General features: G+C 67.4%; 12 protein-coding genes. 7 read left to right on the forward strand and 5 right to left on the reverse strand.

Annotation, left to right across the window (positions count from 1 at the left end; genetic code table 11):
• Positions 1 to 306: 306 nt before the first annotated feature.
• The 5 genes from ACIBI9_RS52705 to dnaA all read right to left on the reverse strand — a co-directional run bounded on the left by ACIBI9_RS52705 (position 307) and on the right by dnaA (position 6,311).
• Positions 307 to 807 (reverse strand): DciA family protein, encoded by a 501-nt coding sequence (locus tag ACIBI9_RS52705; protein WP_313043869.1) that lies wholly within the window; start codon positions 805 to 807, stop codon positions 307 to 309.
• On the reverse strand, positions 797 to 2,041 hold the full coding sequence (recF, locus tag ACIBI9_RS52710) for a DNA replication/repair protein RecF (RefSeq protein WP_397234981.1): 1,245 nt from the start codon (positions 2,039 to 2,041) through the stop codon (positions 797 to 799). Before recF ends, ACIBI9_RS52705 begins: the two co-directional genes overlap by 11 nt.
• Before the next feature lie 35 nt (positions 2,042 to 2,076).
• Positions 2,077 to 3,024 (reverse strand): phosphogluconate dehydrogenase (NAD(+)-dependent, decarboxylating), encoded by a 948-nt coding sequence (gene gnd, locus ACIBI9_RS52715; protein ID WP_397234983.1) that lies wholly within the window; start codon positions 3,022 to 3,024, stop codon positions 2,077 to 2,079.
• 46 nt (positions 3,025 to 3,070) lie between these two features.
• Positions 3,071 to 4,210, reverse strand: coding sequence for a DNA polymerase III subunit beta (gene dnaN / locus ACIBI9_RS52720; RefSeq protein WP_397234985.1), 1,140 nt, complete (start codon positions 4,208 to 4,210; stop codon positions 3,071 to 3,073).
• 523 nt (positions 4,211 to 4,733) lie between these two features.
• Positions 4,734 to 6,311 carry a chromosomal replication initiator protein DnaA gene (gene dnaA, locus ACIBI9_RS52725; protein WP_397234987.1) on the reverse strand — a complete coding sequence of 526 codons (1,578 nt, stop codon included), beginning with the start codon at positions 6,309 to 6,311 and terminating at the stop codon, positions 4,734 to 4,736.
• Positions 6,312 to 6,757: 446 nt separating this feature from the next.
• On the opposite strand from dnaA, the gene rpmH reads away from it, so the two are divergent.
• The 7 genes from rpmH (at position 6,758) to ACIBI9_RS52760 (ending at position 11,080) form a co-directional block, all read left to right on the forward strand.
• Positions 6,758 to 6,895, forward strand: a complete 138-nt coding sequence (rpmH, locus tag ACIBI9_RS52730; RefSeq protein ID WP_043614899.1) for a 50S ribosomal protein L34 — start codon at positions 6,758 to 6,760, stop codon at positions 6,893 to 6,895.
• A gap of 80 nt (positions 6,896 to 6,975) precedes the next feature.
• Positions 6,976 to 7,317, forward strand: a complete 342-nt coding sequence (rnpA, locus tag ACIBI9_RS52735; protein ID WP_221520410.1) for a ribonuclease P protein component — start codon at positions 6,976 to 6,978, stop codon at positions 7,315 to 7,317.
• Entirely contained in the window at positions 7,314 to 7,595 is a 282-nt protein-coding gene (yidD, locus tag ACIBI9_RS52740) for a membrane protein insertion efficiency factor YidD (RefSeq protein ID WP_319718238.1), read from the forward strand. Before rnpA ends, yidD begins: the two co-directional genes overlap by 4 nt.
• Positions 7,596 to 7,599: 4 nt before the next feature.
• Positions 7,600 to 8,550, forward strand: coding sequence for a membrane protein insertase YidC (gene yidC / locus ACIBI9_RS52745; protein ID WP_397234990.1), 951 nt, complete (start codon positions 7,600 to 7,602; stop codon positions 8,548 to 8,550).
• A gap of 20 nt (positions 8,551 to 8,570) precedes the next feature.
• Complete coding sequence (locus ACIBI9_RS52750; protein ID WP_394493978.1) at positions 8,571 to 9,059, forward strand: protein jag; 489 nt, start codon at positions 8,571 to 8,573, stop codon at positions 9,057 to 9,059.
• 285 nt (positions 9,060 to 9,344) lie between these two features.
• Positions 9,345 to 10,016, forward strand: a complete 672-nt coding sequence (gene rsmG / locus ACIBI9_RS52755) for a 16S rRNA (guanine(527)-N(7))-methyltransferase RsmG (RefSeq protein WP_397234992.1) — start codon at positions 9,345 to 9,347, stop codon at positions 10,014 to 10,016.
• Positions 10,017 to 10,153: 137 nt separating this feature from the next.
• On the forward strand, positions 10,154 to 11,080 hold the full coding sequence (locus ACIBI9_RS52760; protein ID WP_397234994.1) for a ParA family protein: 927 nt from the start codon (positions 10,154 to 10,156) through the stop codon (positions 11,078 to 11,080).
• Positions 11,081 to 11,448: the final 368 nt, after the last annotated feature.

Genomic DNA, 11,448 nt, shown 5'->3' on the forward strand with positions numbered 1-11,448 from the left:
CCTGCGAAAGCTGCCCCTACCGTGCCCGTCACCGTCGTGAGTGCCCCGATGCGCGGTCACCCAAGGGAGTCGGCTTACCGCCGGGGTGACACGCAAGCGGACGTGTCCGGAATCCGTCTTCATTCTACCGGGTCCGGAGGCCGAAGGTGGCAAGGAACGCGCCTGTGATGGCTCCTAGCTCGATTTGCCCCCTGGTAAGCATCCCCCCTTCGGAAAGGGGGCTTATCGCGTCTGTGGCTTTCTGATCGCCCCAGGGGGCCAACCGGAGCAGCAAAAGTGCCTGCTGCGGAAAACCGCTGATCGAGGCTATCCGTAGGTGTCGCCCGGGCCCCGGCTTCCGGTCACCCGCAGCCCCCCGGACGGCCTGGGCCCGTTCTGCGGGCCTCTGACCTTGACCTTTGTGACGGTGCCGTCGCCGAGCTCCTCGTTGAGCCTGCGTACGAGAGTGCGCGCGAGCAGCCGCACCTGCGTCGCCCAGGCTGTGGAATCGGCCACGATCAGCACCTCGCCGTCCTCGAACGACTCGGGCTTGGTGTGGGCGGCCAGGTCAGGGCCCACGATGTCGATCCAGCGCCCGAACACCCCGCCGACCGCCGCCGAACGCTCCCAGCCGCGGTCGGCCAGGAGGTCGGCAATGGCACGTCCGAAAAGCTGTGGATCGCCGCTCTCCCTGCGCGGCCCCGCCGCCTTGCGCCTGGGCTCGCGCCGGGGGAGCTGGCCGCGCTTGGCCGCGTCGGCCTTGGCCTGGGCGAGCTTCTCCCTGGCCATCGCGGCTCCCCTGGCCGCGGGGTTGTCGTCAGCGGACACGGGTCACGCTCCCTTCTGCGACGTCGAACCGGCCTCCCACCAGCTCCGCGGGCACGTCGTCCGGCACTGCGGCGGTGATGAGCACCTGCTCGGCGGGCGCGACGATCTCGGCCAGCCGCCGCCTGCGCTGGCTATCGAGCTCGGCGAACACGTCGTCGAGGATCAGCACGGGATCGCCGCCGTCGGCCCGCAGCAGGTCGTACGCGGCCAGCCGCAGCGCCAGCGCGAACGACCAGGACTCGCCATGGCTGGCGTAGCCCCGGGCGGGCAGGTCGCCCAGGCCGAGGATCAGGTCGTCGCGGTGGGGGCCGACGAGCGTGACGCCGCGCTCGAGCTCCGCTGGGCGGACCTCCAATAGCCGTTCCCGGAGCCGTTCTTCAAGGGTTTTCCCCAAGTCTGTGGATAACGTCTGTGTATCGAAAGATCCCCGCTCACCGGCGGCTTCGTCTTCCGAGACACCCTCATCCGTATCCCCACCTGTGGACAACGTGCTGCGGTAGGCCAGCGTCGCGGGGTCGCTCCCGGGAGCGAGCGCGGAGTAGGCGCCGGCCACCAGCGGGCGCAGCGCCTCGACGAGCTCCAGCCGCGCCCGAAGCAGCTCCGCGCCGTGCCTGGCGAGGTGGGCGTCCCACACCTCCAGCGTGCTCAGCACGTCGCCCGCGCCGGCCGCGGCGAACGCGGTGTCGCTCTCGGCCCGTCTGGCGCTCCTGCTGCCTCTGCGGGCCTGCGCGGCCGTACGCAGGAGCGCGCCGCGCTGCTTGAGCACCCGGTCGTAGTCGGCCCGGACGCCGGCGAACCTGGGCGTCCTGGCCACCAGCAGGTCGTCGAGGAATCGGCGCCGCTCGGCCGGGTCGCCCTTGGACAGCGACAGGTCCTCAGGGGCGAACAGCACCGTACGCAGCAGGCCGACGACGTCGCGGGCCCTGGACACGGGGGAGCGGTTGAGCCTGGCGCGGTTGGCCCGCCCCGGGTTGATCTCCAGCTCGACCAGCGCCCGGCGGTCCTCCCTGTGGACGGCGCAGCGCACGATCGCCCGCGTGGCGCCCCTGCGCACGAGCGGCGCGTCGCTCGACACCCGGTGACTCGAGTGCGTCGCGACGTAGCCGAGGGCCTCGACCAGGTTGGTCTTGCCTTGGCCGTTGGGCCCCACGAACGCCGTGACGCCCGGCTCCAGGCCGAGCTCCACGGACGCGTACGACCTGAAGTCGGTCAGCGAGAGGTGGGCGACATGCACCCCACGAGGTTAGTGCGCCTCGGGGATGGCTGTGGTCACCGACGCTCGGTCTCGCGCGGCGGGATCACGTCGGCGCCGGGGGAGTCGGCCCCCTTTTCGGTGCTGCCCTCCGACGCGGTGGTCGCGTGGCCGCCGAACTGGTTGCGCAGCGCCGCGACCACCTTCATCGCGGGCGAGTCGTCCTGCCGCGAGGCGAACCTGGCGTACAGCGAGGCGGTGATGACCGGCAGCGGCACCGCGTGGTCCACAGCCGCCTGCACCGTCCACCGGCCCTCGCCGGAGTCCTGTGCATAACCTCGGAGCTGCTCGAGGTGCTCGTCGTCGTCCAGCGCCCGGACCATCAGGTCGAGCAGCCAGGAGCGGATCACGGTGCCGGTGCGCCAGCTCCTGAACGAGCCCTTGACGTCCTTGACGACGTCGGAGGCTTCGAGCAGCTCCCAGCCCTCCGCGAACGCCTGCATCATGCCGTACTCGATGCCGTTGTGGACCATCTTCGCGAAGTGCCCGGCGCCGACCTCGCCCGCGTGCACGAAGCCGTCCTCGCCCTCGGGCTTGAGCGTCTCGAAGATCGGCATGAGCCGCTCGACGTCGGCCTGGTCGCCGCCGCACATGAGCGCGTAGCCGTTCTTGAGGCCCCAGACGCCGCCGCTCACGCCGCAGTCGACGAAGCCGATGTTCTTCTCGGCCAGCTCGGCGGCGTGCTTCTGGTCGTCCACATAGTGGGAGTTTCCGCCGTCGACGACGATGTCGCCGGGGTCGAGCAGCTCGCCGAGATCGTCGACCGTCGACTGGGTGGGCTTGCCGGCGGGGACCATGACCCAGACCGCCCGCGGCTTCTGCAGGCGTTCGACCAGCTCCTTGAGGCTGCCCACGTCGCTGATCGCCGGATCGCGGTCGTAGCCGACGACGTCGTGGCCTCCGCGGCGCAGGCGCTCGGCCATGTTGCCGCCCATTTTGCCCAGTCCGACCATGCCGATCTGCATGTTGTCCTACCCCCTTGTCAGACTTCCATCATCCCCGATGACAGGATCAGCCTGACAGGCGGATGGGCATGATCAGGTAACGGTAGTCCGTAGCGGCTCCGTCATCCACAGGCTTGCCACCGGTGAGGATAGCGGGCTTCGTCGACGTGGTCATCTGAAGTCGCGCAACATCCGAGTCGATCGCCCCCAGGCCCTCGAGAAGGAACTGGTGGTTGAAGGCGATGTTCATGTCCTCGCCCTCGTAATCCACAGGCAGGGCCTCGACGGCCTGTGCCTCGTCGCCACTGCCCGCCTCGAGCACGACCTCGCCGCTCTTGAACGCCAGCCGCACGGGGGTGTTGCGCTCGGCGACCAGGGCAACGCGCTTGACCGCCTCGACGAACGGCCCTGTGGACAAGTCCGCGCGGGCGGAGAACTCTGTGGGCAGCAGCGAGCGGTACTTGGGGAACTCGGGGTCGAGCAGCCGCGTGGTGGTCCGCCGTCCGGCGCTGGAGAAGCCGATCATGCCTTCGCCGGTGCCGCCGGCGGAGCTGAGCGCGATCTCCACCTCGGCGCCGGTCGTGCCGAGCGCCTTGGCCGTGTCGGCGAGGGTCTTGCCGGGGATCATGGCGATGGCGGCGAAGTCGGGCTGGCCCGGCTGCCACTTCAGCTCGCGTACGGCGAGCCGGTAGCGGTCGGTCGCGGCGAGGGTCACGGTGTCGCCCTCGATCTCCATCCGCACACCGGTGAGCATCGGCAGCGTGTCGTCCCGGCCCGCCGCGACGGCCACCTGGGCGACGGCGGAGGCGAACACGTCGCTGCCCACCCGGCCGGCGGCCGGCGGCATCGCCGGGAGGGACGGGTAGTCCTCCACAGGCATGGTAAGCAATGTGAATCGAGCGCTGCCGCAGGTGACGACCGCCTTGGCGCCGTCCACCACGAAGTCCACAGGCTGTGCAGGAAGTGCGCGGGTGATCTCGGCGAGCAGCTTGCCCGAGACCAGCACCACGCCGGCCTCCCCGGTCTGGAGCTCGAGCGTCACCTCGGCGGAGACCTCGTAGTCGAATCCGGACAGCTTCAGCTGCTGCGCCTCGGTGACCTCCAGACGCATGCCGGCGAGCACGGGCACCGACGGGCGCGCCGGGAGGCTGCGTGCCGTCCATGCCACCGCCTCAGCGAGAACGTCTCGCTCGATTCGGAACATCACGGTGATCGGCCTCCTGGGTTCGTCGTTGATTCAAGTGTTCACTCTCCCGCACCTGAGCTCCGGGAGAACCCCTCTATGGGTCTTGAGTTTCTTTGTTAGAGAGATAAGAGGTCATCACACTAGGGGCTGTGGAAACTGTGGACAACCGGTGTTCTGGCTGATCAACGGCCCTGTTTTCATCCACTGGGGGTGTGGGTGAAGCCTGGGGAGAACTCGCGCGCCTGGGGATGAAGACTCTGTGCACACAGGCCGTCCCCAGATCTTGGTGCCTTCATCCACGGGTTATCCACGAGGTTTCCACAAGTTGTCCACGGGGTAAAAGGGACGCTGCTGGAGTCCCAGATCGCCTGTTCACAGGCCGTCCACACGTTATCCACGAGTAGTCCCCAGGTTCTCCCCAGGGTGTCCCCAGCCTTGTCCCCAGGCCCTGTGGGGGATTTTTTCGGGCATTGTGTGGCGAAGAGCCGGTGGGTTTTGGCGTTTCCGCAGATCCACAGTGTTATCCACAGGCTGTGCATGATGTTCAGGCCCCGCGGGATGTCCGCTTGATACGCAATGTCAGCTCGTTGACCTGGTTGTACATCGACCGGCGCTCGGCGATGAGCGAGCGGATCTTCCGCTCGGCGTGCATGACCGTGGTGTGGTCGCGGCCGAACTGCTGGCCGATTTTGGGCAGCGACAGCTCGGTCAGCTCGCGGGCCAGATACATGGCGATCTGCCGGGCGTTGACGAGCGCCCTGCTGCGTGAGGTGCCGCACAGGTCGTCGATGCTGATGCCGAAGTAGTTGGCGGTCTCGGTCATGATCGCCGCGATGGTGATCTCGGTGTCTGACTCCGAGGTGATCAGATCCTTGAGGACGACCTCGGCGAGCTGCAGGTCCACACCCTGCCTGTTGAGGCTGGCGAACGCGGTGACCCTGATCAGGGCGCCCTCGAGCTCGCGGATGTTGGTGGAGATGCGGCTGGCGATGTACTCCAGCACCTCGGGCGGCGCGGCCAGGCCCTCCTGGATGGCCTTCTTCCTGAGGATCGCGATCCGGGTCTCCAGCTCCGGCGGCTGGACGTCGGTGATCAGGCCCCACTCGAACCGGTTGCGCAGCCGGTCCTCCAGCGTGGTCAGCTGCTTGGGCGCGCGGTCGCTGGAGATGACGATCTGCTTGTTGGCGTTGTGGAGGGTGTTGAAGGTGTGGAAGAACTCCTCCTGGGTCTGCTCCTTGCCCTCCAGGAACTGGATGTCGTCCACAAGCAGGATGTCGATCGCCCGGTAGCGCCCGCGGAAGCCGTCGGCCTTGTGGTCGCGGATGCTGTTGATGAAGTCGTTGGTGAACTCCTCGGAGCTCACGTATCTGACCCGCGCGCCGTCGTACAGGCTCTGTGCATAGTGCCCGATCGCGTGCAGCAGGTGCGTCTTCCCCAGCCCCGAGTCGCCGTAGATGAAGAGCGGGTTGTACGCCTTCGCGGGGGATTCGGCCACCGCCACGGCGGCCGCGTGGGCGAACCGGTTGCTGGCCCCGATGACGAATGTCTCGAATGTGTACTTCTGATTAAGCCTGGCCGGTTCGCTGGGCTTGTTGCTCTTGGCTTCCCACCGGTTCGGAGCCGGCTCCGGCTCTTTTTCCACAGGCGGTGTGTACGGCTGCGCCTGTTCAAAAGAGAAGCCTGGCTGTGGATATTCGGTGGATATCTGGGGCGGCTCAGGCTGTGGAGAATAGAACTGCGGAGGCTCCGAAGCCTGCTGGTGCTGGGATGGCGCGGGCTGTGCGTAGAGCGGCTGGCTCTCCACATTCTGGGGATAACTGTGAGTCACAGGCTGTTGATGGGAGTCGATCGTCGGCGGCTCCGGCGCCGTGGTGTCGATCATCACAGCCAGCCGCATGGTCCGGCCGAGCTCCTGTGACAGCGCGTGCGCCACGAGCGGGCGCAGTTTGCCCTCGATGAGGTCCTTGAGGAAGTCGTTGGGGACGCCGAGCACGATCGTGTCGTTCGCCAGCGCGATCGGGCGCACCATCGAGAGCCACGTACGCTGCTGGATCGGCACGTTCTCGTTGAGGAAGTTGCCCAGGGCCCTCGCCCATACCGTGCCGAGGTCGACACCGTTCATGGTGCGGTTCCCCTCCTTCCTCTCGCGGCCCCCCGCGATCGTTTATCCACATGCGTGGCCGCCCGCGGTGATCGGCGGCCCCTTCGTCCACAACGTGGCGGCCGGGCTTCGTGCCCAGGCCCTCCACAGGAGATCCACAGGTTGTGCACAGCCCTTGAGCGGCTTCGGAAGGCCCGACAGTATCTATGTGCACAGCTGTGTTCAAGGCATTGTCCACAGCCTAGTGGCACCTGGGTGCACATACTGTGGACGCAGGCTCAGCGGTGGAAAAGTCGCCTGTGGAAAGGTGGATAACCCGTCCAGTTTGACCTGGAGGGTACTTCCCCCGTAACGTACGACGGTCGGCTTGTCACGCGACGGCTATTTCGCGTGCCCTCGCTTCCCTGGCAGGCCATCCATGTGTGTAAAGCGCCTTTGTGGCGCACCATCAAGCCTGGAGCCCACCCGTGAGCAAGCGTACTTTCCAGCCGAACAACCGTCGCCGCGCGAAGACCCACGGCTTCCGGCTGCGGATGCGCACCCGGGCCGGTCGCGCCATCCTCGCCGCTCGCCGCCGCAAGGGCCGCGAGAAGCTGTCGGCCTGATCGTTCCGCGCGTATATGGCCCGCCGGTGCGTCTTGCCGGCGGGCGATAGGCGTATACGGTGCTGTCCCGTCAATCCCGCATGCGGCGCGGGGAGGAGTTCGAGGCGGCGGTCAGGCGCGGCAAGCGCGCAGGTCGCCCGACCCTCGTGGTGCATTTCGCCACTTCAGGGGAAGAGTCCCCTCGAGTGGGTTTCGTGGTGAGCAAGGCCGTAGGCGGCGCTGTGACCCGGAACAAGGTCAAGCGGCGGCTCCGACACCTGATGCGGGACCGTCTCGACCGGCTGCCGCGAGGTAGCCTGCTGGTGGTACGCGCCAATCCACCGGCCGCGTCCGCGCGATTCGAGCTCCTGGCCGCCGAGCTCGACTCCGCACTGGAACGTTTGCTCAGGCGGCGCGAGTCCTCGACGGGTGGACAAAAATGACGGAGCAGCCGCAAGGGGTGACGCCGAGCCTCGCCGCTCGGGCGCTGATCATCCCGATCCGGTTCTACCGGGCGTTCATCAGCCCGATGCTCGGTCCACGCTGCCGTTTCTATCCATCGTGCAGTGCGTATGGACTCGAGGCGATCGCCACGCACGGAGCGTTGCGCGGCATATGGCTGACTGTCCGGCGCATCGGGCGGTGCCATCCATTCCATCCCGGAGGTATAGACCCGGTGCCCCCACGCCCGGTCCGGTCCCACGAAACGCAAGGGAGATAGCTCGGTGGAGCTGTCCTGGCTGAGCTGGCTGTATGAAGCCGTAGCCCATGTCATCATCTGGATTCACACTGGGTACAGCACGGTCCTGAACCCGGACAGCGGCCTGACGTGGGCGTTGACGATCATCACGCTGACCGTCTGCATGCGGATCCTGATCTTCCCGCTCTTCCTCAAGCAGATGCGCTCGTCGCGGAAGATGCAGGAGCTCGCCCCCAAGGTGCAGGATCTGCGCAAGCGCTACAAGAACGACAAGCAGCGCATGAACCAGGAGGTCATGGCGCTGTACCAGGGAGCGGGGGCCAACCCGCTCGGTGGCTGCCTGCCTGTCGTCGCGCAGTTCCCCATCTTCATCTCCATGTTCACGGTGCTGCAGAACATGGCGAACGGCCACCCGAAGTACGGCATGACGCAGGAACTGGTCGACAGCGCCAGGGCGGCCCACATCTTCGGCGCGCCGCTGCCCGCCAGCTTCTTCATGTCCGAGGCGCAGATCGCCGGCTTCGACGCCACGGTCCTGCAGACCAAGATCGTCCTGGGCATCTTCGTGGCGATCAGCTCGCTCACCACCTTCCTCACCGTCCGGCAGAGCGTCACCCGCTCGATGGCCCAGATGCCGGACAACCCCATGGCGCAGCAGCAGAAGATCCTGATGTACATCTCGCCGCTGTTCGCCTTCTTCAGCCTGAACTTCCCCCTGGGCCTGATCCTCTACTGGGTCACCACCAACCTGTGGACGCTGGGCCAGCAGCACTGGTTCTACAGCCGGCACCCGATGCCGCAGTTCGACGCCAAGGGCAACGCGATCCCCATCGAGGTCAAGCCTGGCCTGTTCGCCAAGCTTCGCAAGACCACGCCCGAAGAGCAGGCCCCTCCGCCCCCGCCGGAGCCTAAGATCGTCAGGCAGCAGCCAAGCCGCCAGTCCCGCAGCAAGCGCACCGGCAGCAAGAAGTCTTGAACATGAAGGAGAGGCCGGCCATGACTGAGGCCGAGCAGGAGAAGGCTCCTGATCTCAACGCGCTGGAGCAGGAAGGCGAGATCGCTGCCGACTACGTCGAGGGACTTCTCGACATCGCCGACATCGACGGCGACATCGACATGGACGTCGAGGGCGACCGCGCCATGGTCTCCGTCGTGGGGCTCAAGGGCAACGAGCTCGTCGGTCCCGGGGGAGAGGTCCTGGAGGCACTCCAGGAGCTGACCCGCCTCGCCGTGCACCGGCAGACCGGCGAGCGCTCGCGCCTGATGCTCGACGTCGGGGGCTACCGCGAGCGGCGCAGGGCCGAGCTGACCAAGCTCGGCACCGAGGTCGCCAACCAGGTGAAGGACGGGGGCGAGCCCAAGTCGCTGCACCCGATGACGCCCTTCGAGCGCAAGATCGTCCACGACGCGGTGGCGGCCGCCGGGCTCCGCAGCGAGTCCGAGGGCGAGGAGCCACACCGCTACGTGGTGGTCCTGCCCGCCTGAGGGGTGTTACGCCATCCGATCCGGCCGTCTGCCCGCATGGTGGACGGCCGTTTCGCATTTACGCTCTTTTATCCCTGTACGTATGCCGTAGCGCGCATAAATGCGCGCATGCCCCTTGTTAACGCTCTCCATCCGGACCGGGTCACCCCGACGGCGGCGTGCTGAAAGGTCGCCTTCAGACCGGCCCGCTAGTCTTCCACTGTGATCTCACCTTTAGCCTTGGGTAGAGAGCACCCGGCTTCCCACCTAACAAGGGCCACCAGCCCCAGAAAGGGCCACCGACCAGTGAGCGATGAGCTTCCGGCGCCGCCGGACATAGCGCGGGACGTCTTCGCCGGGGAGGCCTGGGAGCGCGCGAACGCGTTCGCCCAGCTGCTGGCGGGACCCGGCGTGGTCCGCGGGCTGCTGGGTCCGCGTGAGGTGCCCAGGATCTGGGACCGCCATCTGCTCAACTGCGCGGTCGTGGCCGAGGCCGTACCCCCGGACGTGCACTTGGTGGACATCGGCTCTGGCGCCGGGCTGCCCGGGCTGGTGCTGGCGATCGTCCGGCAGGACATCACGGTCACGCTCCTGGAGCCGCTGCTTCGGCGTACCGTCTTCTTGGAGGAGTGCGTCGAGGCGCTCAAGCTCGACAACGTCGAGGTGCTGCGCGGCCGGGCGGAGGAGCTGGCGGGCAAGCGGGAGTTCGACGTCGCCAGCGCCCGCGCGGTGGCGCCGCTCGACCGCCTGCTGAAATGGGCCATGCCGCTGCTCCACGAGGGTGGCGAACTGATCGCCATGAAGGGGGAGCGCGCCGCCGAGGAGCTCGCCGAGGCGGAGGCCCAATTGCGGGCCATCGGGGCACGAACGGCCGAGCTTGTGACCGTCGGGCACGGTAAGGTCGAGCCGCCTGCAACACTGGTTCGGGTGGTAGCGGGTCGCACGCCGGAGCGAGCCAGGCGTCGACGAAGGAGGTGACGGTCGTGCCAGTCGCGTCAAGCGGTCTTGGCTGGCCGGACAGCCGTCCGTCCGAGAGTCCAAGCGGGGTTGGCTGGCCCGAAATGGGCGTGTCGCGACAGTCAATTCCCGGCACCGGCACACCACTGGTTGAAAGGATGGACATCGTGACCCAGACCCCCCTGAATCCCGGTGATTCGCCGTTGGTACGAGAGGCGCTCAGCTCAGTGGTTTCACGTGAAACATCCGCAACCCCGACGGCCGCCCAGACGCCCAACGACGGGGACGGCACGTGGCCGCGCCCACCCAAGACCAGGGTGATCGCGGTGGCCAACCAGAAGGGCGGAGTGGGCAAGACCACCACATCGGTGAACATCGCCGCCGCCCTCTCCATGCATGGCCAGCGCGTCCTCGTGGTCGACCTCGACCCTCAGGGCAACGCCTCCACCGCCTTGGCCACCGAGCACCGCGGCGACGTGCCGGACGTCTACCAGGTTCTCGTCGACGACCTCCCGATGGCAGACATCGTCAAGCAGGTCCCCGACATGCCGAACCTCTACTGCGCCCCCGCCACCATCGACCTCGCCGGCGCCGAGATCGAACTCGTCTCCCTGGTGGCCCGGGAGGCCCGCCTCCGGCGTGCGCTGGCGGCGTACGACGCGATCGAGCTGGACTACATCGTGATCGACTGCCCGCCGTCGCTGGGCCTGCTGACGGTGAACGCGTTGGTGGCGGCGGAGGAGGTCATGATCCCGATCCAGTGCGAGTACTACGCCCTGGAGGGCCTCGGACAACTCCTCAGGAACGTCGACCTGATCCGCGCCCACCTCAACCCGACGCTGAAGCTCTCGACCATCGTCCTGACGATGTACGACGGGCGGACCCGCCTGGCCTCTCAGGTGGCGGACGAGGTACGGGCACACTTCGGCGACACGGTGCTCAACACGGTCATCCCCCGCAGCGTCCGCCTTTCGGAGGCGCCCAGCTATGGGCAGTCGGTGATGACGTACGACCCGGGCTCCAGCGGAGCGATGGCCTACATGGACGCCGCCCGCGAAATCGCCCACCGCGCCACCGTCGCCTAACCCCACCCCCTCCTCACCCGAAAACCACAACGGCGCGCCCGCCCACCTATCGGCCGCCAACACCTCACCCATCCACGCCCAAACACGACTCCCTCCACACCCACCGCACCGGCAGCGCCCCCTGCCCACCGCAGCACCTTGCCTCCTGCCGTACCCCGCCGTACGCCGCCCTCCCTCCCACCGCCGGGCCCGACCCAACCGCCCGCAACCCCACCCCCGCCCCTTTACGCCTCCCCTGCTTCGACACGAGCAACAGCGAGCCAGGGCATACCACGGGGGTATCACTCTAAGTGTGGAAATGATCACTCTGGGTAGATGATCGAAGGTAAAGATCAACCACACAGCATTCGGGGGAATGTGGATCATGT

This window comes from Nonomuraea sp. NPDC050451 (assembly GCF_044458585.1).